The following is a 24,529-nucleotide window of genomic DNA, read 5'->3' as shown; positions in this document are numbered from 1 at the left end:
GTCCACAAATTTAAGCCTTAGATCCCTAATTTTATCGGATAATCAAGATTTAAATAAGGGCTTAGCTAGCAAAAAGATAATTAATACCAATTATAATTAAAAAAGTAGATTTTGATTTTAGAAAACAAAAGTATAACTTAAAATACTGAAAATCAGAATACATGGAACTTCAAAAACTTAATATAGAACATGTTTTGTTTCTGGATATTGAAACCGTTCCTGAATATGCTTCTTTTGAGGATTTGGATGAAACTAAACAGCAACTATGGACTGAAAAAACAAAATATATTAGGAAAGATGAGCATTCTCCGGCTGATTTTTATCCTCGAGCTGGAATTTGGGCGGAGTTTGGTAAGATTGTATGTATTTCAGTTGGATTTTTAAGTCTGAAAGATGGGATACGGAATTTCCGACTTAAAACTTTTTGGGGCGAAGAAAAGTCGATTTTAATCGATTTCAGCAGTCTTTTAAATGAACATTTTAGTAAGCCTTATCATTTGCTTTGCGCTCATAACGGAAAAGAATTTGATTTCCCGTTTATTGCCCGACGAATGATTATCCATAATATCGAACTTCCTGAAAAATTAAACAGTATAGGTAGAAAACCCTGGGAAATTCCGCATCTGGACACTATGGAACTTTGGCGTTTTGGGGATTATAAACATTTCACTTCACTAAAATTACTTACCAACGTGCTTGGCATTCCTTCCCCTAAAAACGATATTGAAGGTTCACAGGTTTATGAGGTTTTTTATACTGAAAATGATGTCCAACGCATTATTAAGTATTGTGAACGCGATGTGGTCGCAATTGCACAAATCCTTTTGCGTTTAAAACAGGAAGCTCTTCTAAAAGATTCAGAAATCAGTACTGTTCCCTTATAATTTCATCTCAGGGATTTCTCCATCAACAACAAGTTCTCCTTCCGTTGCGGCTTTAATTTCGTCTACACTTACTCCCGGAGCTCTTTCTAAAAGTTTAAAGCCGTCTTCGGTTACTTCAATCACGGCCAGATTGGTCACAATTTTAGTAACACAGCCTACTCCGGTTAAAGGAAGTGTACATTTTTTAAGCAATTTCGATGCTCCGGCTCTATTCGTATGCATCATAGCGACAATGATATTCTCTGCAGAAGCTACTAAATCCATCGCGCCTCCCATACCTTTTACCATTTTTCCGGGAATTTTCCAGTTCGCAATATCTCCATTTTCAGCAACTTCCATAGCACCCAAAATTGTAAGATCTACATGCTTTCCCCGAATCATCCCAAAGCTTAAAGCTGAATCGAAGAAACTTGCTCCCGGTAGCGCGGTAATGGTTTGTTTACCTGCATTAATTAAATCGGCATCTTCTTCGCCTTCTAATGGAAAAGGGCCCATCCCCAAAATCCCATTTTCACTCTGAAATTCTACCTGTATATCATCACGCACAAAATTGGCTACCAAAGTTGGGATTCCAATCCCCAGGTTTACATAAAACCCGTCTTTTACCTCTTTTGCGATACGTTGTGCTATTCCGTTTTTGTCCAACATTAGTTTAATGTGTTAATGTGTTAATTTGATAATGTGATAATGTGATAATGTGATAATGTGATAATGTGATAATTAAATTATCCTCTACTTTTATTTGTTGAAATTATTCGACTAAGAAGTTTTTGAATTGAAAGTAATTTTCCGTCCAATTCTTCATCATAATTTTTAATATGTTCTGAAGACTTACAAAGTAAAAGCCAGTATTCAACTTCCTTTGCTTCCTTGTCGGCTATTTTTAGCTTATGCCCAAAATCTTTTCGGCTTTCTGAAGATTGTGCTTCCCAAATATTTGCTCCAATCGAAGTACCACTTCTTATAAGTTGAGAAGCAATCTCATAATGCTTATGCACTTTTAGTTGTTCAGAGTAATCGATTATCACTAGAGCGAACTCGACGGATATTTTTAAAATAATATTTTCTTTTCTGTACTCCAATTTCATCAACGTATTAGCACATTTTCGCATTATCTTATCATCATATTATCTTTCTCTTACCGTTCTTTTCTCGATTCGTTTTTCGTAATTTTTACCTTCAAAAATACGTTGTACAAATATTCCGGGAATATGGATAAAATTAGGATCCAGTTCGCCGGGCTCTACCAGTTCTTCTACCTCAACAACTGTAACTTTTGCAGCACCGCACATCACCGGATTAAAATTTCTGGCAGTTCCCTTAAAAATCAGATTCCCCACCCTATCGCCTTTCCATGCTTTGATAAAGGCAAAATCGGCCTTAAAGGCTTCCTCCAAAACATACATTTTACCATCAAACTCTCTGGTTTCCTTTCCAAGGGCAACCTCGGTTCCATAACCGGCAGGCGTATAAATTGCCGGAAATCCCTGTTGTGCTGCCTGGCATCGCGCTGCTAATGTTCCCTGCGGAATTAACTCGACTTCCAGCTCTTCGCTTAACATTTGTCGTTCAAATTCAGCATTTTCGCCTACATAAGAAGACACCATTTTATCAATCTGTTTCTTCTGAAGTAAAAGCCCCAATCCAAAATCATCAACACCCGCATTATTGGAAATACAGGTTAAATTCTTAATGTTTAACCGCACTAATTCTGAAATGGCATTCTCCGGAATTCCGCTTAACCCAAAACCACCAAGCATAAACGTCATCTCATCATGAACCCCTTCTAAAGCTTCTGCAACGTTATTTACTGTTTTACTAATCATTGATTGCTATTTTCCTTTAAAAATAGAGAAATTTCAAGATAATTACAATATTTTAAAAAGTCCTTAATAAATTATGTGATATTCATAATTGAATATCTTTAATCTGTAATTTGTAATACCTTGATGTTTTTGTCATTCCAGACTTGATCCGGAATCTCATATTCTATTGAGAAATAAAATATTGAAGATGAAACCCTGAATCAAGTTTAGGGGAGATATAACTTATTATGATTCATTCCACACATTTAAAATTGGAAACAACTATTTTTCTCTTCCGAAGAAAGCATAAAAAAGCCCAGATCGAATACACCATCTGAGCTTTTAGTTGTCGTGAATAATCTAGGGTAAAATCCCTGTAGATATTTTTAGAAATCCAGTTCTTCTACTGCTCCACTATCTGGATTATTAGATTTTCCGTAAGTAGCACAATCTACCGAGATCGATAAATTCTCTGGTCTTTCAAAGTCATCCTGAGAGATATTTAAATCCTCGTTTGCATAGACACTTTTCATATACATTCCCCAAACAGGTAAGGCCATTGTTGCTCCCTGTCCATAAGTAATTCCCGGGAAATGCACGGCACGATCTTCGGCACCAACCCAAACCCCGGTTACCAGATTAGGTACCATACCCATAAACCAACCATCACTTTGGTTTTGTGTTGTTCCCGTTTTTCCTGCAATTGGATTTTTAAAATCATAAGGATATCCTGTAACTGCTCTTTGGTAATCTAAACGGACTTCCCTTCCAGTTCCTCTTAACCTTGCTCCCGAACCATAGCGTGTTACTCCTTCCATAAGGTTTACAGTAACATAAGCCGCTTCTTCACTCATTACATCGTAAGTCTCTGGTACATTTTGGAATAAAACAGTTCCGTTTTTATCTTCGATACGAGTAATAAGCACTGGTTTTACACGAACACCTTTATTTGCAAAAGTGCTGTAAGCCGATACCATTTCATATAGGCTAATATCTGCGGTTCCAAGAGCAATAGCAGGCCCGGTTGGGAAACCTTCAGTATCTATTCCTAATTTTGAAATTAGACTTATTACGTTACCCGGAGTTGTTTTATCGATTACCCTTGCGGTAACGGTATTGACTGAATTTGCCAAAGCTTCTTTTAAGCTCATCATGCCGGAATATACATCGTCACCACTTCCTGAATTTCTTGGAGACCAGTCTTTTATATTCCCGTATTTACCCGCCGGAATGGTAAATCTGTTTAATGGCAGTGTATCACATGGTGACATTTTAAGCTGATCGATTGCGGTAGCATATACAAAAGGTTTAAATGTTGAACCTACCTGACGTTTCCCCTGCTTTACGTGATCGTACTTAAAGTGTTTAAAGTTTGTACCCCCTACCCATGCTTTTACTTCACCGGTTGTAGGATCCATAGACATTAAGCCCGCCTGTAGAAAGGACTTATAATATCTAATAGAATCTCTTGGTGTCATTGTAGTATCAATATCACCTTTCCAGGAAAAAATACGCATTTCACGAGGCTCATCAAAAGAAGCTAAAATTTCTTCTTCAGACTTCCCTTCCCTTTTCATTTTGCTATACCTGGCCGATCTTTTTATAGATCCGTTAATGATATTATCGATCATACTTTGATCGATATCCCTAAAAGGAGATGTTCTATTATTTTTATTCTGACGGTCGAATTCCTGCTGAATATGAGCTAAATGCTTTGTTACCGCATCTTCGGCATATTCCTGCATTTTAGAGTCGATACTGGTGTATACTTTTAAACCATCGCGATACAGGTTATATTTTTCACCATCTGGCTTGGGATTTTCTTCAATCCAATCTGTTAAAAATTGTCGCGTATATTCTCTAAAATAAGTAGCAATTCCATCGTCGTGACCTTCAGGAGAAAAAGTTATTTTCATCTCTGTTTGTTGCAAAGAATCCTTTTGTTGCTCGGTTAAAAAACCATTTTTATACATCTGTACAAAAACCTGATTTCTTCGATTCTCTACTAAATCGGGGCGACGTACCGGATTATATAATGCCGAATTTTTAAGCATTGCTACTAACACGGCAGACTCTTCAGGTTTCAGATCTTTGGGTTCTTTATCGAAATAAATTCGGGAAGCTGAACGAACACCTACCGCCTGATAAAGGAAGTCGTATTTGTTCAAATACATGGTAATAATCTCTTCCTTGGTGTATTGTCTTTCTAAACGAGTAGCAATTACCCATTCTTTCATTTTCTGAAGTACGCGCTCAAAAGTATTATCGGTAGAAAAGTCCTCTGTAAATAACTGCTTTGATAACTGCTGAGTAATAGTACTTGCCCCACCTTTGGCTCCAAGATAAACTGCTGCACGCACCGTACCACGTGCATCGATACCGGCGTGTTTATAAAAACGTTCATCTTCTGTAGCTACCAGCGCCTGTACTAAATGCTGAGGAAGGTCGTCATATTTTATTGGTGTACGATTTTCCCTGTAATATTTACCTAAAGTTTCCCCATCTGAAGAAATTAGCTCGGTTGCAAGGTTGGTTTCCGGGTTTTCTAATTCTTCAAAAGTGGGCATTTTACCAAAAACACCCCATCCTGCTAATAAAAAGAAAAAGATAACCGCCAGAACCCCAACACCAAAAAGGGTCCAAAAACCAATGATATACTTACGATTACTTTGCTTAGGTTTAGTTTGCTTTTTACGAGATTCAGCCATTTGCTCTAATTATTCTGTGTCGTTTTTTCTATTCTGAAACCAACATCTGTGATGCCGTCTAAATTTTGTATTCCATTTACCTCACCATTTTTTCTCATGGCGTGCCTAATATTTACCCGATATTCCCCGGGTTCTTTAAACCTGACATGTTCTTTATACCAAAGTTTATTTTCCTTTACATCACCAAATCCCGTACCAAGCCATTCTCCATCTGGTCTAGCCATTTCGTATTCTAAGGTATCACTAATTACTTTTCCCTTTGGGAACTGAATTTCAGTAATCAAATACAGGTTACTGTATTTAAACTCGCTGTTATTCCTAATATTTATAAATAAATTGTATGCTTTTAAAGAATCTAATTCTCCTATATCAAACGAAACAATCGAATCTTTATTCCATTGATTTACAGATTTATATTCATCATAAACCATTTTGGAATCACAACTCCAAAAACACAGGCTTGAAATAGCTAAAATCAAAATAAAATTACTTCTCATTTCTCGAGGAAGATGGTTTATTTTTCTTTCTTCTTTTTTTATTTCTACGTTTCTTTTTAGGATGTGGATTATCGAACCTTGTTAGACTATCCTGACCAACAACATTGTTAAAATCGGGTTGTTCTTCCTCCATTTGAAGCATCACTTCAAACTCTTCCAGGCTGCCGATACTTTCCCTTTTTTTATTCGCTTCAATAATTTGATTTGCCTGATCTACGGTGAGCTTATGCCACGTCATCCATTCACCTTCATAAGCATACCATAAAAAGCCTTTAAAAATATCAATTTTCTGACATACCGCGGTACCTTTTTTTGTATGAAGTTTGATATCTGACTTGGGAAAAGTTTTAAGGGATTCCAGATAGGTATCTAATTCGTAATTAAGACAACATTTTAGCTTCCCACACTGGCCAGCAAGTTTTTGCGGATTTAAAGACAATTGCTGATATCTTGCCGCACTGGTACTTACAGATCTAAAATCTGTTAACCAGGTAGAACAACATAATTCTCGCCCACAAGAACCTATACCTCCAAGTCTTGCTGCTTCCTGGCGAAGGCCTATCTGGCGCATTTCTATACGGGTATTAAACTCTCGGGCAAATTCTTTGATCAGCTGCCTAAAATCTACACGATCATCTGCAGTATAATAAAAGGTTGCTTTTGAAGCATCACCCTGAAATTCGATATCGCTAATCTTCATGCTAAGGTTTAATCGAATAGCGATTTCCCTGGCACGGGTCTTAATCTTTTCTTCTCGAGCACGGGCTTCTTCCCATACTTCAATATCCTTCTGGGTGGCCTTGCGATAAATTTTTAAAACTTCCTCACTATCTGGAGTGACTTTTTTCTTTTTCATCTGGATTCTTACCAGTTCTCCGGTAAGACTCACCATACCTACATCGTGGCCTGGTGAAGCTTCGGTAGCTACCACATCGCCCATACTTAGGCTAAGATTCTCAGTATTTTTAAAGAAATGTTTTCTGCCGTTTTTAAAACGTACTTCAACACAGTCAAAAGGTTCTACTCCGTTTGGAAGGGACATATTAGAGAGCCAGTCAAAAACCGTAAGTTTATTACAACTATCTGTTCCGCAGGTTCCATTACTTTTACATCCTTTAGGCTTACCGTCTTTATCGGTAGAGCAACTGCTACACGCCATAAATGTTTTATATCTTGATAAGGAGTACTAAAAAACCGAATCTTATTTTTAAAAATCACCCGATATACCGACCATCATCTCACTTCTAAATCCCGGCACCTCAAAGGTCTATTTCAAAAATTCGGCTTTATAATTACGCTCCTTTAGGTTCATAAATAAGTTCTTAAACAGTAAAGATACCAATATTAATTGGCATCACCAGATAGAACCCAGGCTTAACTCTTATATTTTAAAACTTCAGAGCGGCCTTTTTTAAAAATTTTATTACTATTTCGCTTTCCCTTTCTAAGCTCTTTTTGCTCTTCATAGGGAAGGGCGTTTACCTTCATACAATCTTCGCTACAACAATTATTCATTTCCATGGCACATTCTTCACATTGGATAAAAAGTAAGTGACATGCTTCATTTGCACAATTTACGTGAGTATCACAGGCTTTTCCGCATTGGTGGCAATGGGCGATCACATCGTCGCTAATTCGCTCTGATCGACGATGATCAAACACAAAGTTTTTACCAATAAACTTGTTCTCTAACTGTTGGTTTTTCACCTGGCGGGCATATTCTATGATTCCGCCTTCTAATTGATAAACGTTTTGAAAACCGCGATGCTTATAATATGCACTCGCTTTTTCACAACGAATTCCACCGGTACAGTACATCAACAGATTTTTATCTTCTTTGTGTTCTTCAAGATCTTTCTCTATAATTGGCAAAGAATCCCTAAAGGTATCCACATCTGGAGTAACCGCCCCCTGAAAATGACCAATTTCACTTTCATAGTGGTTTCTCATATCCACACAAACCGTATTGGGATCATCTAATAATTGGTTAAAAGTGGCGGCATCTACGTGAATGCCTTTATTGGTAACATCGAAACTTGCATCATTTAAGCCATCGGCCACAATTTTATCCCTAACTTTCACTTTTAGTTTAAGGAAAGATTTTGAATCCTGCTCGATCGCAATGTTAAGTCGGCATCCTTCTAAAAAGTAAATGTTATCTATAAATTCTTTGAATTCATTGAATCTTTTAGCAGGAACAGAAAGCTGGGCATTTATCCCCTCGTGGGCTACATAGATTCTTCCCAGCACATCCATCGAATTCCAGGCAACAAAAAGATGATCTCTAAAAAGTTTAGGGTTGCCTATTTTTGCGTAGGCATAAAAAGAGAGCGTAAGCCTGTCTTCACCGGCTTCCTCGATCAATGCTTCTCTTTCTTTAGCGCTTAGTTTATTGTACAGTTGCATGCTATACTAATTTTAAGAATTAAAGAAATATTATAGTTTTTTAGCGGTAATTATTTTTACCGGACAGGCATTTTGAGCCTGCAAACATTCGGCAAAGATACTATCATCGTGGGATTTAAGGGTATAAAAGCTCTTTTTTTCTTTAGAATGTAATAAAACACTCTTCCCATCTTTCTTAGACATCTGAAATTCTGAAGGTGCCATCTCTACACAATAATTACAACCTATACATTTATCCCGCTGTAAAGTTACTACTACCATTAGGCCTTAACTATTTTATATAGTTTGTCTGAGTTTCTTATTCTAAAAGGTAATTTTATAGTACAGGAATCCCCTTTTGATGCTGTCTCCAATTGCTCGTCGTTAACCAGCATTTCAGAAAGTTCTACTTCCTGCGCACCGGTGGTTGGTCCGGTGATTAAAAGTGTATCGCCCAATTTGATATCGTAGGCTTCGATCTTAAACTCACCTATATTAGCTTTAGGAAAATAGTGCATTCCTTTACCTACATATACTTTCTTTTGAGTGGCGTGCGATCCTGAGCCATCACTCCATTCCCCCAGTTTTTGACCTAAATAGTAGCCACTCCAAAATCCACGATTATATACTTTCTTTAGCTCTTCCATCCAGATGCCAACTTTTTCTTTGGAGTAGGTTTCCTCATAATAGGCATCAATAGCTTCACGATAAGTTTTGATTACTTTGGCAACATATTCTGGTGCTCGTCCACGACCTTCAATTTTCAAAACCTTTGTTCCTGCATCTATTACCTGATCCAAGAAATCTAAGGTGCAAAGATCTTTTGGAGACATCATATACTCATTATCCAATTCTACTTCAAAACCACTTTCCTGATCGATCACCGTATATTTTTTTCGGCAATTTTGCTTACATGCACCACGATTAGCAGAAGAATTATGAGAGTGCAAACTTAAATAGCATTTTCCTGAAACCGCCATACATAAAGCTCCGTGACCAAAAATTTCGATTTCAACTAAGTTTCCAGAAGGCCCTTTTATTTGTTCTTTTTCTATCTGATCACAAATTTTCTTTACCTGCCGTAAGCTCAATTCCCTACTTAACACCATCGTATCGGCAAAAAGGGCATAAAATTTAACCGTTTCGATATTGGTAATATTAATTTGGGTAGAAATATGAACCTCCATACCTATCTGTCTGGCATAAGCAATAACCGCCTGGTCCATAGCAATAACTGCAGTTAAGTTTGCAGCTTTTGCTTTATCGAGTAAGGTTTTTACAATCGAAAGATCGTGATCATAAATAATTGTGTTTAGTGTTAGATAAGTACGTACTCGCTTAGCTTCACAACGCTTAGCGATCTCTGGCAAATCATTTAGTGTAAAATTTATACTTGCCCTGGCTCGCATATTCAGCTGTTCTACTCCAAAATAAATGGAATCAGCGCCATTATCCAATGCCGCCTGCAAAGACTCAAAATTCCCGGCCGGCGCCATAAGTTCTATCTTTCCTGTACTCGTCATTTTTAATAAAATTATGGGGTGCAAAGATACATATCTTTCAATTATTGGTTACATTTAAACACCTCCAAACTTTCGAAGTTTAGCCTTCAAAATCGATAAATTATTTAAGTCTTTTTGAAGAAAAATCGCAGAGTGGATAATCCTGAGCATTTAAAATTGTGACCTAGTAAAACTTATAGTAATTTAGCAACTTGCAAAAAAAGGAGAATAAAAATGAGTAACGATAAAGAAAAAGACGCAAAACTAAAAGCACTGAAACTTACCCTTGATAAAATGGATAAAACCTATGGGAAAGGAACGGTAATGAAAATGGGAGATCAGGCAATTGAAAATATCCCTTCGATTTCTACCGGTTCTTTAGGTTTGGACCTTGCTTTAGGCGTAGGTGGTTATCCAAGAGGGCGAATTATTGAAATTTACGGACCAGAATCTTCTGGTAAGACTACACTTACGTTACATGCTATTGCTGAAGCACAAAAGAGTGGCGGGATCGCCGCTTTTATTGATGCCGAACATGCTTTTGATCGTTTTTATGCTGAAAAACTAGGTATTGATATTGAAAACTTAATTATTTCTCAGCCAGATAATGGAGAACAGGCTTTAGAAATTACAGATAATTTGATTAGATCTGGAGCTATTGATATTATTGTAATCGACTCGGTCGCGGCATTAACACCAAAAAGTGAGATCGAAGGAGAAATGGGCGATTCAAAAATGGGCCTTCATGCCCGTTTAATGTCTCAGGCACTTAGAAAATTAACCTCAACGATCAGTAAAACCAACTGTACCGTTATCTTCATTAACCAGCTTCGTGAGAAAATTGGGGTAATGTTTGGAAACCCAGAAACGACTACAGGTGGTAATGCGCTAAAATTCTATGCTTCTGTACGTTTAGATATTAGACGTTCTACGCAAATTAAAAATAGCAGTAGTGAAGTAATGGGTAATAAAACCAGAGTTAAAGTGGTTAAGAATAAAGTAGCTCCACCGTTTAAGACCGCTGAGTTCGATATTATGTATGGGGAAGGAGTTTCTAAAATTGGTGAAATTATCGATATAGGCGTAGACTATGAAATCATTAAGAAAAGTGGATCATGGTTTAGCTACGAAGACACTAAACTTGGGCAGGGTCGTGATGCGGTAAAAACTATTTTAAAAGACAATCCAGATTTAATGGATGAGTTAGAAGTTAAAATAAAAGACGCCATTAAAGTGGCCAAGGAAGAAGCTTAAGTTATTATAAACCATTTTGTTATAAAAAATCCCCTACCTGGGGATTTTTTTATGCATTTTCTACGCAACCTTTAACAGAATGATTCATCTACAAAAAAACAAAACCCAAAAACAAAATGAAAAAAACCAGTTTAATTTTATTTCTGGCTCTTGCAGTAAGTTTAATTAGTTGTAATGATGATGATGGGCCAAGCATAGCTTATCAATATGCTAAAATCACAGGACATAATTTGCCGGCTTTTATTGAATATTCTGAAACTTACGACTTAAAAGCTACTTTTGAATTACCAGATGCCTGCCATAAATTTGTAGATTTTAATGGGCAATTTTACGAAATGGAAGATGCTGAAGACACATTAGTTGTTGATATAGTGGCCTTAACTTCATACGATCCTAATGTTACAGAATGTAACGAAGAAGGAGATTTAACTCAAACAAAATCCATTCTTCAGAATGATTTTAACTTAAGTAAAATTACGTCAAATGAGGATCGCTATAAGAGCGTTAGATTTCGCTTTGTAAACGGAATTAATTCTGCAACTAATAAATATGAATTTTTAACGGTAGATGTACCCGTAGGAGAACCAGAAGCAACACCTGAAGAACCTGCAGAGTAAATTAATAGAACCAATAATAGTTATAAAAAGCTGGAATTTTAAAAAATTTCAGCTTTTTTGTTTTAAACACGCAACCTTTTTAAAAATAACCATCTATAATAAAAGCCTTAATTAAAATGAAGAAAATTATACTATTCCTAAGCATAGCTTTTAGCTTTGCTGCCTGTAATATCGATGATGATGGCCCAGGTATTTCGTACACCTATGTTGAAATCCTGGATGCGACATTACCGGCATATTTTATCGTTGATGAAGAATACGAAATTGATATCACTTACGATATCGGTAGCGATTGCAATACTTTTAGCAGCTTTGAATATAATGGAAGACCACACCAGGAGCACGATTCTATATTCGAATTTTATGTAAATGCCATCGTTTCCTACGATCCTAATAATGTGGCAAATTGTACAGACACCGGACTTATCAAAACTACCAATTGGACAGAAAATTTTAAATTAAATTCTGATCAATACGAGGTGATTCGGTTTAACTTTTTGAGTGGAACAAATACAGATCATACTGCTAAATATTTAACAAGAGATATATTAGTTGGTGAACCAGAGGACACCCCCGAAGAAACTACAGAGTAAGCTAATGGAAATACAATAGTAGTTTTTTTATTAAAAGCTGAAGTTTTAAAATTTCAGCTTTTTTTATTTAGGGTACGCAACCTTTTAAATCCTAATGTATCTAGATAGTACAAAACACTAAAAAATAATTGTTTAGCTTAATGAAAAGAATAGTATTAATTTTAGCATGTATCTGTACCCTAAGCGGATGCTCGATAGATGATGATGGTTCATCGCTATCACTTAGCTTAGCTGAAATTACAGATGCCCAATTGCCGGATTATTTTGAGACCGGTGAAATTTATAATTTCCCCATTAATTACATGCCGGCAAACGGATGTGAGCAATTTTATGGCTTTGACATAAATAGAGAGATTAATGGTAATGTACGGGATATTTATGTTTTTGCGGTTACCGCAAGATACCTGGACAGGACAGATTGTGATGAGGCCACCGAGCAGGAAAGAACATTAAAAGATATTGTGATTACCGGAAATGAGAATACCGAATATATTTTTCATTTTTGGATCGGAGAAGAAAACGAAGAAGCAAAGTATCTGGATATCACCGTTCCTGTTGGAAAACCTGAAGAAAACGAAGAACCAACACAGGAATAGAGTCTAATAAGAGATTACCATAAGGCTTGCGTTAAAACATTGCTTTTAATTTTGAAGCATCGAAGCACTTAACCTCGATTATCGAGTAAAACCAACTAAACCAAACATAACTTTTTGTCGCTAGAAAAGCTCATAAAAAGATGTAAGCAAAATGATATTAAGGCACAGGAAGAACTGTACCGCTTATATGCCGGTAAAATGTTTGGCCTGTGCCTAAAGTATTCTGATAGCTATGCACAGGCCGAAGATAACCTGCAAGATGGCTTTTTGACCATTTTTGATAAAATTGGTCAATACAAACATCAGGGTTCTTTTGAAGGTTGGATGAAACGCATAATGATAAATACTACTTTACAGAAATACAGAAAAGAAAAATTATATAGCATATCAAACGAAGATCAAATAGAAGAAACAACGGTAGAGTACGAAGAATCTTCACTACCGCTGGATTTTCTGCTTAGCATAGTACAACAGTTACCACAGCGTTATCGCGAAGTTTTTAATATGTATGTTTTAGACGGTTATTCCCACAAAGAAATTGCCGGAATACTACAAATATCTGAAGGAACTTCTAAATCAAATTTATCGAGAGCGCGTAGTTTATTAAAAGAAAGCATAGAAAGTAATCAACATAATTCTTCTGCAAAAACCCTATGAAAGAGAAAAAGAATATAGACCGACTTTTTCAGGAGAAGTTCAAAGATTTTGAACACACTCCCAAAGAGGACGTCTGGAAAAATATCGCAGAAAAATTACAGGAAAAACAAGAGAAAAAACCTGTAATCCTACCACTCTGGTACAAACTGGGTGGTGTTGCAGCTGTTTTGGCCATTATTCTGGCCGGTGTATATTTTTTACAAAACAGTCCCGCAAATTTTACTGAACCCCAAATCACATTTGATATCGAAGAATCCCAACTCCCCAGTATTAAAACACCTTCGGATTCTATTTTAAATACGGCTAATAAAACATTAGAAAAAATCACTGAAACGTCTAAAAATTCTAGTAAAACAACTAAAAAAGCTGAACAGAGGCAGGATGCCTTAATACCTTCAGGTGCTGTGGCCAACCAGACATCAAAAACTATTTCTGGTAGCGATACACCCTCTAATAATTCAGCTTCAGAAAAAACGAACATAAAGTCATCGAATATCACTTCTCATCAGTCAAAAAACGAACAGGATTTAGCTCATCTTGATCAGAAAAATGAAGATAAAGCTACCGAAAATCAAAGTAAATCAACTGACGTTATCTCCTTGGTAAATAAAACCGGGGAAGATCAGATTACCGCTATTGATTCTGTCAAAACAAAAGCCGATGAGGACTATGAAAATGCCGTGGCGCTTTTCGAAAAAGAGAAAAACCAGGAAGCAACTTCAGAAGAAGTAAAAACAGCTTCTAAAAAAGGTAAAGTAAGTATTTCTCCCTTTGCAGCGCCGGTTTATTACGATAATTTAGGAAGTGGAAACCCTATAGATCCTTCTTTTGCATCTAATCAGACCAGTAGCGAAGTAACCATGGCATACGGTGTTAAGGTGGCCTATGCAGTGTCAGAAAAAATAAAAATTCGATCTGGGATCAATAAGGTAAGCATGAATTATCAAACCCGTGATATCGCTTATAATTACGCTATAGCTTCCAGCAGTCTGGCGAACATTAACTACGATACCGGAAGCGAGAACATAAGAATTGCAAGTAATTCTAAAAACTCCCCTGCGAGTCCAGTTTTTGACGGTCAAGAAAATGGATTTGTTCCCAGCTTAAATATGCCTAGAGAAAACGGTTCTTTGAGTCAGAATTTTGGGTATATTGAAGTTCCGGTAGAAATAGAATACAACCTAATCGATAAAAAAATTGGCTTAAAATTAATCGGGGGTGCCAGTAGCTTGTTTTTAGATGAAAACTCGGTTAGCGTTAACGGCCAAAATGGTACTATAGAACTTGGAGAATCCAACAATTTGGAAAGCCTTAGTTTCACCACTAATATCGGGATGGGTATAGATTATCAGCTAAATGATAAATTTAGACTGAATTTAGAACCTACTTTTAAATACCAGTTAAACAGTTTTAGCAATACAAATGGAGTTAATCCCTATTTCTTTGGAGTTTATACCGGTTTTAGTTTTGAATTTTAACTCAATAATCAAGGTTTAAAATCTCTTTTATGAAATGAATTTGAATGAGAAAAATTCAAGCCAACTAAATGCTTAAACTAGGTATTATAGACTAGGACTTTTTAGCTCTTCATAAATAATCTCATGGGTTTTATCTTTAAGTTCTTTACGATCCTGCTGAGTTTTTCCTTTTGTAGGAATAAAATCATGGATAGTAACACGTAATTTACCGGGACTACCCGATAAGAAAGTATACGAAAAGCGCTTCTTGGTATCATGAAACGTTAACGGTGCGACAGGAATTTGATGATCGATAGCCAGTTTAAAAGCCCCTTCTTTAAATTCATCTAAAATGATATTTTCATCGTCGGGTACACCACCTTCAGGAAAAATACAAATGCTATTCCCCTGTTTTAAGCGTCGTTGGGCCTCGTTAAAAACCGCCTGGCGGCTTTGCTGACTTTTACGATCTACCAAAATGCAAGTTTTACGGTAGAAAAATCCGAAAATAGGAATTTTTGCCAGCTCTTTCTTACCTACGAATACAAAAGGATGGTTAACGGTGGCCAACATTAACATGATATCCAACATCGAATAATGATTGGCTACGAACATATAACTGCCATTTTTATCCAATTTGTGGCTACCCTGAGTACGCCGGTAAAAACCCATACCAAAAATGATGAATTTTGCCCACATCCTGGCACAAAAGAAAAACTGAGGATAAAATCGCTCTGAGGAGGTAAAAACAATTAGAATAGGAAGCATAAGGATAATAGGTACCACGAGTAATACATAGAACCATATTCTCCATAACGCAATAGCAATATTTTTAAAAAATCGCATAGGTTTCAAAAGTAGTAAATACAATCAAGTGAATTCCACAAAAAAAGTACCTTTGTATAAAAATTTAATAAGTACATGTCTAGAATACTAACGGGAGTACAAAGTACAGGAACTCCTCATTTAGGAAATTTACTGGGGGCAATTATGCCTGCTATCAAAATGGCGAACAGCCCAGAGAATGATTCATTCATTTTCATTGCGGATATGCATTCTCTAACACAAATTAAAGATGCTGAGACGTTAAGGAACAACACCTACTCTGTGGCGGCAACATGGCTTGCCTGCGGTATTGATATCGAAAAAACCGTTTTCTACAGACAAAGTGATATCCCGCAAGCCAGTGAACTTTCTTGGTATTTAAGCTGTTTTTTTCCTTATCAACGCCTTACGTTAGCCCATTCATTTAAAGATAAGGCCGATCGTTTAGAGGACGTTAATGCTGGACTTTTCACGTATCCTATGCTTATGGCAGCTGATATTCTTTTATATGATGCTGAAATTGTTCCGGTGGGAAAAGACCAGTTGCAACACTTAGAAATTACCAGAGATGTAGCCTCTCGTTTTCACGCTAAAATGGGAGAAACCTTTGTAATACCCGAAGCTAAAGTAGAAGAGAATATTTTGTATGTCCCTGGTACTGATGGCTCTAAAATGAGTAAATCAAAAGATAATACCGTTAATATCTTTCAGACCGATAAAAAACTCAGAAAGCAAATTATGGGTATCCAAACCGATAGTACGCCGCTTGAAGAACCAAAAAACCCGGATACCTGTAATGTATTCAACATTTATAAATTATTAGGATCTGAAGCGCAAACAGCAGAACTACGCCAAAAATATGAAGCCGGTGGTTTTGGCTACGGACACGCGAAGCAGGCCTTATTTGAACTGGTAAAAGAAACTTTTGCTGAGCCACGGGAAAAATACGAATACTATATCAATAATCTTGAAGAGGTAGATAAAGCCTTAGCTATTGGTAAAGAAAAAGCAACAACTGTGGCTAAAGATGTTTTAAAACGTGTTCGCGAAAAATTAGGATATTAGTAAACACCTCTGGGCAAGCTCATGAGGTACTTTTTAGAATATTATTTTCCGATCCCATCGCGATGGGATCGGAAAATTTCATCTCGATTATCGGGAAAACATCCTAAATGGCTTCAAATAATTTACCTGGTAAAGGCCTAATCACCCCTTTAAGTTCCATATTTAATAAAATTGAAGCGGTTTTAAAAGTTGGAAAATCACAATAAAGTGCTATCGCGTCTAACTGTGATTTGCCTTTTTCTTTTAGCAGGTCATATATTTGCTGCTCTTCTTCATCCAATTCTACAAATAATTGCTGCTGTACCGGTTTAACATCTTCATGTAATTTCCAATCTAGCATATATACCAAATCGGCTGCGCTACTCAGTAAATGAGCTTTATTCAATTTAATAAGTTCATTACAGCCTTTGCTATATTTATCACCTGGTCTACCCGGCACAGCAAAAACTTCCCTGTTATATGAATTTGCAATATCCGCAGTGACCAGACTACCGCCTTTTTCAGCGCTTTCAATAACTACGGTAGCCTCACTTAAACCTGCGATAATTCGGTTTCGTTTTAAAAAGTTATTCCGATCAAATTTATCACTACTCCAAAAATCACTAAAAAAGCCACCGTTTTTCAAAACATCATCTACATACTTAGCATGTAGTTTCGGATAAATCTGGTCTAAACCATGTGCTAAACAACCTATGGTTTGCAAGTTACAATCGATGGCTGCCCGATGCGCAGCAATATCCACTCCATAAGCAAACCCCGAAACAATTATAGGATTAAGCGGACTCAATTCCTCAATAAATTGCGTCACAAATGTTTTCCCGGCACTTGTGATCTTTCGCGTTCCAACAACACTTACAATTCGGCGATTATTAAGCTGAATATTTCCTCGGGAGAACAATATAATAGGAGAATCATGGCAATGTTTTAATTTTTCAGGATAGTTCTCATCTAAGAAATAATGGGTTTCTAAATGCTCATTTTTGATAAATTCAATTTCCTTCTCTGCCGCTTCAAAGTTTGCCGGATCAAACAACGCCTGGAGTTTAAGCTCGCCTATCCCTTCAATTTTCAATAAACTTTGTCTCTTTTCTTTAAAAATTGCCTCTGCACTGCCCAGTCTCGCAATAAGTTTTTTTGCACTCCTATCTCCCAGATTTGGTGCTCTTTGCAATGCCAGCACATATCTTAAATCGTTAATATCCATGCCAAAACTTTCAACTAAAATTACGCAAAAAAAGATTTGTTAATAAAAATTGTTTGGCTATTTTTATATACTTCACATTCGTATTATTTTTGCAATTATGAAAATAGCTAACTACATACAGGATTTACTTTACCGCTACGAGTGTGTTATCGTACCGGGATTTGGTGCATTTCTATCTCAAAGAGAGTCTGCTTTTATCGATGCAGCAACTAATAATCTTTATCCGCCAAAGAAGACTGTATCCTTTAACCGTCAATTAGTAAAAAACGACGGATTGTTGGCTAATTATATCGCAGATGCTGAAAGTATTAACTACACTACAGCGCTCAATAAAATTGCAGATTTTGTACATCAGTTGGAGAATGCTTTGAAAGAGCAGCAAAAAGCCGAGATTGCCAATATTGGTGCTTTTACTGTTTCTGAAGATTATACCCTTCAGTTTGAACCTTTTAACAAAGTAAATTACCTGGCCGATTCTTTTGGCCTGGATGTGGTTCATTCCACAAAAATTCAGCGTGAAGTCTACAAATCTCAGGTTCAGAAAATCGAAGAGAAAGCACCAATTCACTTTACTCCTGAACGAAGAAACCGTAAAGCTGCATTTCTTAAATATGCTGCGGTAGGAATTCTTGCTTTAGGTTTATCGGGTATTGCAGGTTTAAATATCTACAGCAATCAGGTTGCCGAGCATAATATTGCTGAACAACAGGAAGCTGAAGATAAGTTACAGCAACAAATTCACGAAGCTACTTTTGTAATCGATAATCCGTTACCCGCTATCACATTTAAGGTTGAAAAACAACCTGGTAATTTTCACCTGGTTGCGGGAGCCTTTAGAGTGGAAGAGAATGCAGAGAAAAAAGTAGAAGAGCTTAAAGAAGAAGGTTATAAAGCCCGACTTATAGGCGCCAATAAATACGGACTTCATCAAGTGGTTTTTTCCAGTCATCAAACAAGGCGCGATGCGGTAAACGCATTAAATAAATTAAAACGAGAAAACCAGGCCGCCTGGTTACTGGTAGAGGAACTTTAATCTTTTTTTAGTGATATTTATCTAAAAGCTCACTATTATTGCCAAAAATTGGCAAATATGAATTCTAAATACCCAAAAGATTCTAGAACTACATTAACCGATCTTGTTTTACCAAGCGAGACTAATCCCTTAAACAATTTATTTGGAGGGGAATTGTTAGCTCGTATGGATCGTGCTGCCAGTATCGCCGCCAGAAGACATAGCCGACGTATTGTAGTGACCGCTTCTGTTAATCATGTAGCTTTTAATAAAGCGATCCCTTTAGGAAGTGTAGTGACAGTTGAAGCAGTCGTTTCAAGGGCATTTAAATCGTCTATGGAAATTTTTATAGATGTATGGGTAGAAGATCGAGAAAGCGGGCTTAGAAGTAAAGCAAATGAAGCAATATACACGTTTGTTGCCGTAGACGAAACCGGAGCTCCGGTTCCCGTCCCTCCATTAGAACCGGAAACCGACCTGGAAAAAGAACGGTATGCAGCTGCCTTAAGAAGAAAACAACTTAGCCTTGTTCTTGCCGGTAAAATGCAACCCAACGATGCTACCGAACTTAAAGCTTTATTTACCAAGTAAGGCTTCGCTATTTAAAATTATCCGTTTGGATTATGTAAGTGAACCCGTAAGCCAAAACCAACATCTACTAAAAAGTGCTTATTTAAATAATCCATATAAGCTGCATTATTAATATCAAGATTTAAATAATATGGGGAAACTCTAGCAAAAACTGCTATAGTTTGATTAAACCTATACCCTAATTCTCCTCCTAATTTATAACTGGTTCCGTTTTCACGAAAGGAACCGGAAGAAAAGGGAACACTATTCCTTTGGGAAACACCTCCAATATTTGCTGTAATAAGGTAGTTAAATTCTCGATTTATGGCCTGATAATATCCCAGGCTTACCCCATATTCGCTAAAATTGGTTTCACTTATATTTCCAATTTTTTCAATATTACTTACTTCTCCTTCATGCCATTTTCCATACACTCCGGCTACAAATTGAGGGGTGATAAAAACATTAACTTCAAGTTGAATCCCGGCATTTAATTCATAATCATTACTTAAACTAGAATGGCTTAAGCCAATAGGAAAATAAGTTGATAATCCAAAAAATACGGTTTCGGGATCTTCAGGCTCGTACCAGTTTCGATGCGGGTTTGGTAAATACAGATCCTGCTGTGCGTTTGCTAAAGAGAAACTTAATATTATGGCTAAAAGCAATATGTTTTTCATCTGAAAAATTTATGATGGAAATCAATAAAAAATAAGCTCTTCGATTTAAAATTCTAAGTCAATACTATTGGTTGTGGCATTTACTGTTATTGTAGTATCTTTTTGAATCTCATCTTCTTTTTTATAAAAAAATTTGATGGGCGAACCAACCGGTAATTTCCATGAATTTTCAAAAGTTGGGTTTTCTTCATCCAATTTTAGGTAATTACTAGTGATATTTTCAGGAATTAGTAAAGGATCGATGTTTTGATTTAAGGCAAAAGACTGTATACTTTTATAATATTGAATTTTTACAACTAGATTACTGGTCTGTGATAAAAGGCTGATAGAAACATTTACATCCTGTACCCTACTTAGCTTTACCACATCCAGATCAATACGTTGTTCCCTATCCACAATTTCTCTGGGATCGATATAACTCACGTTGGTAAAATTAGGATTATAAACTGCTGAAGAAACCGGATTAAAATTAATAGCTACACCCCGGTTATAAGAAACCAAAGAAACAAAATCTACGCTACCGCCTGCTTTACTGCGGGATGCTCCCAGTATATTATAATCTTCAAAAGCATTGGTCGTAACATTTACTGGAATATCTGGTAAAGCTACATTCTTAGAATCTAAAACAGTGGCAAAAACAGCCATTCGTTTATTTTCGGTAACCAATACATCGTCGCTATTGCACGAACCAAAAAGATGAATAAAAGCAATCGTCGCAAAAAAATAAACGACCTTAAGGCAAGCCTCGGTGCATTTAATCGCGATTACCGAGTATTTCTTTTTCATAACTATGAATTACAACAGTAAGATGCAATTTACTAAAAAGGTTGCGTTAACAACTAAAAACTAGCGTTTTAAAATCCAACTTTCTGGATTATACTTTTTGGTATTTTGGAAGATTAAAAAATGAAGCGTTGTTTTTCCGGAACTTTTACTGGTAGCCACCACTCCCAAATCCTGGCCTGTACTCACATAGTCACCTTTACGCACATAAACTTCTTCAAGATTATCGTAAATGGTGATATAATCACCATGCCTAAGCATAACGGCTTTGTTAGCTCCTTTTAAAATCTGTACCTCACTAACGGTCCCCTCAAAAACGGCTCTGGCTTTTCCGCCTTTATCGGTATCGATATTTACTCCACTATTGTTTATAGTAATATTACTTACTACCGGATGGGGCTGTTTACCAAACTTCATACTTACTGTACCCGTCGCTACTGGCCAGGGGAGTTTTCCTTTATTACTGGCAAAGTCTTTCGCCAAGGCTTTTGCTTCAGGAGTAAGTTCGAATACATCACGTTTGGAAGAACCCGATTTTTTATTGGTTTCTGCAATCGAAGCTTTAATCATGGCATCGATTTTACGCTCTATTTCATCAATTTCTTGTTGCGTCTTTCTAATTTGTGATGCGAACTGGCTTTCTTTTGCCGTAATGGTTTTCATTAATTCCTGTTGCGACTTTTTATTTTCTTCCAGTCGCGCCCTGGTCGCCCTGTTTTCGGCAATTAATTTATTCTTTTCTTCTTTTTGATAAGCAAGCCGCTTATTTAAACGCTGTAAATCCATCGTACGGGTCTTTATTTGCTCACCTTGCTCTTTACGGTAGTCTGCGTATTGTTTTAAATATTGAAGCCGTTTATAAGCCTGTAAAAAGCTTTCAGAGGAAAGTAAGAACATTATTCGGCTTTGCTGCGATTTGCTACGATACGATTTTTTGATCATCTCGGCATAATCGGCTTTTAATTCTTCCAGCTCTTTTCTGAATTTGGCAATTTTAGCTTCATTTTCATTCATCTCCTTTGTGAGAAGATTTGCCTGCTGATTAGTGACTTTTATTAAATTCTCTGTACTTTTTATTTGTTGATTTAAATCCTGAACTTCGTTTAAAATCGACTTTTCCTTCTTTTTGTTACTCGTTCTTAATTCTGAAATTCGACGGATTTCATTACGAAGTTCAATTCTTTTTTTCTCTAAAGCTTCCCGGGTGTTTTGAGCAAAAGAACTGGTCACCACTAAAAAAGTAGCGATACAAAAAATATATTTAAAAAAGCCTAATATCATTCTACCGAAATTTCATCGTAACCGGAGGGAATACTAAATGGAAAACTTACCTCTCCATCAAACTCTATTGAACGATACTGCAGGGTAATATTGGTACTTTCCCCACCTTCATTTGCAATGATTGTAATCGTTTCAGGAAAAAGCCTGCCCGCAACGCGCTGATAATCGCCGTAAGTTACCGTAACACTTCTATTTTTTGAATCCTGAGCTAACTGTTGTGCTTTGGCTTTAAAGGTTTCAGAATCTAACATAAACATCTTTTTTACATCAGATGATTTCTTAGGAAGTAATTGAAAACCTCTTGGAGATTCACTTAAAGTATACACATCTTCTCGCAGATCATAAATAGCCTGACCCAATAACAAATTCTGAAGTTTTTCAAAATCCAAAGGAGTTCCTAACCACTGACTTACTAAACTAAAATCGCCATCAAAATAGGTTTTTCCTACCTTTTCATAATAGCTCACTTTTTGCGGAGTGATATAGGCTTTGGCCATGGGGAATCCCAAAATACTGGCACTCATCCAAATGGCCTTGTCTTTTTCCATTCTAAAACTAAGATTTACCGATTGGGTCCTATCAGCATCCTGATAGGTGGCTCTTAATTTTCCAGACAAAGTATTAAACTGTATGGCTTTATCGTAATGATTCTTTATAACACCTGCTGCTTTTGCATTGCTTCTTTCGAAACCAGATGCTGCTTTTTTGGTTCCGCAGGCCGCAATACTAAGCGTTAACAGAAGGGCAAATATTATTCTTTTGATCATTTAGTTGCTTCTTTTAAGGTTTTAATAGCTTTCGCTTTATACTCATTCGCTCGCTCTTTATCTTCCAGCCCGGCGTAAGACACCGAAATCTGCTGATAAAAATCGGCTTCCATCCGTGGGTTTTCAATTAAAAAATCCAATCCAAAAGTAAGAATTTCGACTGCTTCAGAATAATTTTTAAGTTTATTTAAGGCAACCCCATTTAAAAGATAAAAAATAGGCTGTGCCGGGAAAATATCACGAGCTTCTGAAGCTAATTTTTCCGCATTCTCAAAATGCTCTAAATCGATCCTGAGGATCAGCGTGTTTTTAATCATTTCGAAGTTTGCCGGATCTTCTTTTAATCCCATTTCAAAATAACGAAGGGCATCTGCTTTATTATTTGATTTAAGATAATATTCGCCCAATTTTCGATATAATGAGGGCTCGTTTTCCTGCTTAGAAAGCATTTGACTCACTTCCATAAGCTCATTTTCCCATTGAGGATTTTGGTTTACAAATAATAAAAAATCATTTAAAACCTTATATTTTGAAGCCGCATCGATCTCTTCGCTTTTAAAAACCATCTGCATCGACTGCATGGCCTCTTCTGGCTGATCTTTGTTAAGATAAAACTTATACAGCGCCAAATGGGCCAGACTCGAACCGGGACTAACTTGTAAGAGCTGTTGAGCCGTTTTAAAAGCTTCCTCTTCCATACCCTCATCACTAAGCACATAAATAAGGTTAAGATAGTTTTCCTCTTCTTTAGGATCATCTTTAATGGCTTTCTCTAAATTGGCTATCTGGGCATCTGTATTATTGGTACGGGCATAAATTTGGCGACGTAAATGGGTGCGATACTCATTTTCGCCATATTGGATATCTAAACTATCAATAAGGGATAAAGCATTGTCATAGCGATCACTTAGGATATATAAATCAGCAAGGTCTTCGCGGTATTTAGTATCGATTTTAATTAATTTCTGAAGTATTTGTATAGCACTTTCATAATCTACCGAAGCAATTTCGTTCTCATAATACTCCCTAAGAATGTTTTCATCGTTCGGTTTTAAATCTAGTGCTTTTTGAAAATAGGCTTTTGCCTGCTCAAATTCCTCTAAGGAATAATGATTTTTGGCGATTTCGTAATATATCACCGGGCTCTGGTCGTTTATAGCAAGGCATTTTTGCAAAGCTTCGTTTGCTTTTTCGTAATTTTCAATACCGCGTTGCTTTAAAGCTTCAAAAAAATACTCTTGAAAATCATCGTTTACTTCTCCAAGATCACTATTTACAGTGGCACTATTTTTATCTTCGGGTTGCTGAATTATAGCAAAGGCCTTTCCCGGCACCAAATATAGGTGTCCAAAAAAGGCCAATATTAAGATCTGTTTCAGCAAAGTTT

The 24,529-nt window shown here is 36.6% G+C and carries 26 protein-coding genes; 10 read left to right on the top strand and 16 right to left on the bottom strand.

Features of this window, described 5'->3' with window-relative positions:
• The first annotated feature begins 161 nt into the window (after window positions 1-161).
• On the top strand, window positions 162-884 hold the full coding sequence (locus tag ZPR_RS00475) for a 3'-5' exonuclease (RefSeq protein WP_013069612.1): 723 nt from the start codon (window positions 162-164) through the stop codon (window positions 882-884).
• Here the strand turns inward: ZPR_RS00475 and ZPR_RS00470 are convergent.
• The 9 genes from ZPR_RS00470 to ZPR_RS00430 form a co-directional block, all read right to left on the bottom strand.
• Window positions 879-1,532 (bottom strand): CoA transferase subunit B, encoded by a 654-nt coding sequence (locus ZPR_RS00470; RefSeq protein ID WP_013069611.1) that lies wholly within the window; start codon window positions 1,530-1,532, stop codon window positions 879-881. The genes ZPR_RS00475 and ZPR_RS00470 overlap by 6 nt on opposite strands.
• Before the next feature lie 77 nt (window positions 1,533-1,609).
• Complete coding sequence (locus ZPR_RS00465) at window positions 1,610-1,972, bottom strand: four helix bundle protein (protein WP_041578441.1); 363 nt, start codon at window positions 1,970-1,972, stop codon at window positions 1,610-1,612.
• A 39-nt stretch (window positions 1,973-2,011) separates the two neighbouring features.
• Complete coding sequence (locus ZPR_RS00460) at window positions 2,012-2,710, bottom strand: CoA transferase subunit A (RefSeq protein ID WP_013069609.1); 699 nt, start codon at window positions 2,708-2,710, stop codon at window positions 2,012-2,014.
• A 365-nt stretch (window positions 2,711-3,075) separates the two neighbouring features.
• Window positions 3,076-5,397: a penicillin-binding protein 1A gene (locus ZPR_RS00455; protein WP_013069608.1), complete on the bottom strand. Its 2,322-nt coding sequence runs from the start codon at window positions 5,395-5,397 to the stop codon at window positions 3,076-3,078.
• A 5-nt stretch (window positions 5,398-5,402) separates the two neighbouring features.
• Complete coding sequence (locus ZPR_RS00450; protein ID WP_013069607.1) at window positions 5,403-5,894, bottom strand: gliding motility lipoprotein GldH; 492 nt, start codon at window positions 5,892-5,894, stop codon at window positions 5,403-5,405.
• On the bottom strand, window positions 5,884-7,053 hold the full coding sequence (locus tag ZPR_RS00445) for a PSP1 domain-containing protein (RefSeq protein WP_013069606.1): 1,170 nt from the start codon (window positions 7,051-7,053) through the stop codon (window positions 5,884-5,886). The genes ZPR_RS00450 and ZPR_RS00445 overlap by 11 nt, the downstream gene beginning before the upstream one ends.
• 215 nt (window positions 7,054-7,268) lie before the next feature.
• Window positions 7,269-8,300, bottom strand: a complete 1,032-nt coding sequence (gene trhO / locus ZPR_RS00440; RefSeq protein WP_013069605.1) for an oxygen-dependent tRNA uridine(34) hydroxylase TrhO — start codon at window positions 8,298-8,300, stop codon at window positions 7,269-7,271.
• 30 nt (window positions 8,301-8,330) lie between these two features.
• Entirely contained in the window at window positions 8,331-8,561 is a 231-nt protein-coding gene (locus ZPR_RS00435) for a ferredoxin (protein ID WP_041578434.1), read from the bottom strand.
• Window positions 8,561-9,802, bottom strand: coding sequence for a peptidase U32 family protein (locus ZPR_RS00430; RefSeq protein ID WP_013069603.1), 1,242 nt, complete (start codon window positions 9,800-9,802; stop codon window positions 8,561-8,563). The genes ZPR_RS00435 and ZPR_RS00430 overlap by 1 nt, the downstream gene beginning before the upstream one ends.
• Before the next feature lie 213 nt (window positions 9,803-10,015).
• On the opposite strand from ZPR_RS00430, the gene recA reads away from it, so the two are divergent.
• The 6 genes from recA to ZPR_RS00400 all read left to right on the top strand — a co-directional run bounded on the left by recA (window position 10,016) and on the right by ZPR_RS00400 (window position 14,976).
• Window positions 10,016-11,035, top strand: a complete 1,020-nt coding sequence (gene recA / locus ZPR_RS00425) for a recombinase RecA (protein ID WP_013069602.1) — start codon at window positions 10,016-10,018, stop codon at window positions 11,033-11,035.
• Window positions 11,036-11,151: 116 nt separating this feature from the next.
• A complete protein-coding gene (locus tag ZPR_RS00420) occupies window positions 11,152-11,652 on the top strand; it encodes a hypothetical protein (RefSeq protein ID WP_013069601.1) in 501 nt (166 codons plus the stop codon).
• A gap of 116 nt (window positions 11,653-11,768) precedes the next feature.
• Window positions 11,769-12,245 (top strand): hypothetical protein, encoded by a 477-nt coding sequence (locus ZPR_RS00415; RefSeq protein ID WP_013069600.1) that lies wholly within the window; start codon window positions 11,769-11,771, stop codon window positions 12,243-12,245.
• A gap of 140 nt (window positions 12,246-12,385) precedes the next feature.
• Entirely contained in the window at window positions 12,386-12,841 is a 456-nt protein-coding gene (locus ZPR_RS00410; RefSeq protein ID WP_013069599.1) for a hypothetical protein, read from the top strand.
• A gap of 114 nt (window positions 12,842-12,955) precedes the next feature.
• Window positions 12,956-13,498: an RNA polymerase sigma factor gene (locus ZPR_RS00405; protein ID WP_013069598.1), complete on the top strand. Its 543-nt coding sequence runs from the start codon at window positions 12,956-12,958 to the stop codon at window positions 13,496-13,498.
• A complete protein-coding gene (locus ZPR_RS00400) occupies window positions 13,495-14,976 on the top strand; it encodes a porin family protein (RefSeq protein ID WP_013069597.1) in 1,482 nt (493 codons plus the stop codon). Before ZPR_RS00405 ends, ZPR_RS00400 begins: the two co-directional genes overlap by 4 nt.
• Before the next feature lie 84 nt (window positions 14,977-15,060).
• Here the strand turns inward: ZPR_RS00400 and ZPR_RS00395 are convergent, their stop codons facing one another.
• A complete protein-coding gene (locus tag ZPR_RS00395; RefSeq protein WP_041578433.1) occupies window positions 15,061-15,801 on the bottom strand; it encodes a lysophospholipid acyltransferase family protein in 741 nt (246 codons plus the stop codon).
• 75 nt (window positions 15,802-15,876) lie between these two features.
• Here ZPR_RS00395 and trpS point away from each other — a divergent pair, with 75 nt between their 5' ends.
• Window positions 15,877-16,845 carry a tryptophan--tRNA ligase gene (gene trpS, locus ZPR_RS00390; protein WP_013069595.1) on the top strand — a complete coding sequence of 323 codons (969 nt, stop codon included), beginning with the start codon at window positions 15,877-15,879 and terminating at the stop codon, window positions 16,843-16,845.
• A 103-nt stretch (window positions 16,846-16,948) separates the two neighbouring features.
• Here the strand turns inward: trpS and dprA are convergent, their stop codons facing one another.
• A complete protein-coding gene (gene dprA / locus ZPR_RS00385) occupies window positions 16,949-18,049 on the bottom strand; it encodes a DNA-processing protein DprA (RefSeq protein WP_013069594.1) in 1,101 nt (366 codons plus the stop codon).
• A 97-nt stretch (window positions 18,050-18,146) separates the two neighbouring features.
• On the opposite strand from dprA, the gene ZPR_RS00380 reads away from it, so the two are divergent.
• Both ZPR_RS00380 and ZPR_RS00375 read left to right on the top strand, forming a co-directional pair.
• Window positions 18,147-19,082, top strand: a complete 936-nt coding sequence (locus tag ZPR_RS00380; protein WP_013069593.1) for an HU domain-containing protein — start codon at window positions 18,147-18,149, stop codon at window positions 19,080-19,082.
• A 57-nt stretch (window positions 19,083-19,139) separates the two neighbouring features.
• Window positions 19,140-19,652, top strand: a complete 513-nt coding sequence (locus ZPR_RS00375; RefSeq protein ID WP_013069592.1) for an acyl-CoA thioesterase — start codon at window positions 19,140-19,142, stop codon at window positions 19,650-19,652.
• Between the two features lie 17 nt (window positions 19,653-19,669).
• Here the strand turns inward: ZPR_RS00375 and ZPR_RS00370 are convergent, their stop codons facing one another.
• The 5 genes from ZPR_RS00370 to ZPR_RS00350 are packed head-to-tail and all read right to left on the bottom strand — an operon-like array spanning window position 19,670 to window position 24,524.
• Entirely contained in the window at window positions 19,670-20,311 is a 642-nt protein-coding gene (locus ZPR_RS00370; protein ID WP_013069591.1) for an outer membrane beta-barrel protein, read from the bottom strand.
• Window positions 20,312-20,356: 45 nt separating this feature from the next.
• Window positions 20,357-21,097 (bottom strand): hypothetical protein, encoded by a 741-nt coding sequence (locus tag ZPR_RS00365; protein ID WP_013069590.1) that lies wholly within the window; start codon window positions 21,095-21,097, stop codon window positions 20,357-20,359.
• A gap of 60 nt (window positions 21,098-21,157) precedes the next feature.
• On the bottom strand, window positions 21,158-22,375 hold the full coding sequence (locus tag ZPR_RS00360) for a murein hydrolase activator EnvC family protein (RefSeq protein WP_013069589.1): 1,218 nt from the start codon (window positions 22,373-22,375) through the stop codon (window positions 21,158-21,160).
• The gene (locus ZPR_RS00355; protein WP_013069588.1) at window positions 22,372-23,142 is read right to left on the bottom strand and encodes a lipoprotein insertase outer membrane protein LolB1; all 771 of its coding nucleotides are present in this window, start codon (window positions 23,140-23,142) and stop codon (window positions 22,372-22,374) included. The genes ZPR_RS00360 and ZPR_RS00355 overlap by 4 nt, the downstream gene beginning before the upstream one ends.
• Window positions 23,139-24,524, bottom strand: a complete 1,386-nt coding sequence (locus ZPR_RS00350) for a tetratricopeptide repeat protein (protein ID WP_187288249.1) — start codon at window positions 24,522-24,524, stop codon at window positions 23,139-23,141. The genes ZPR_RS00355 and ZPR_RS00350 overlap by 4 nt, the downstream gene beginning before the upstream one ends.
• Window positions 24,525-24,529 lie beyond the last annotated feature (5 nt).

This window comes from Zunongwangia profunda SM-A87 (assembly GCF_000023465.1).
Taxonomy (GTDB): domain Bacteria; phylum Bacteroidota; class Bacteroidia; order Flavobacteriales; family Flavobacteriaceae; genus Zunongwangia; species Zunongwangia profunda.
This window is presented reverse-complemented; position numbering and strand designations above follow the sequence as displayed.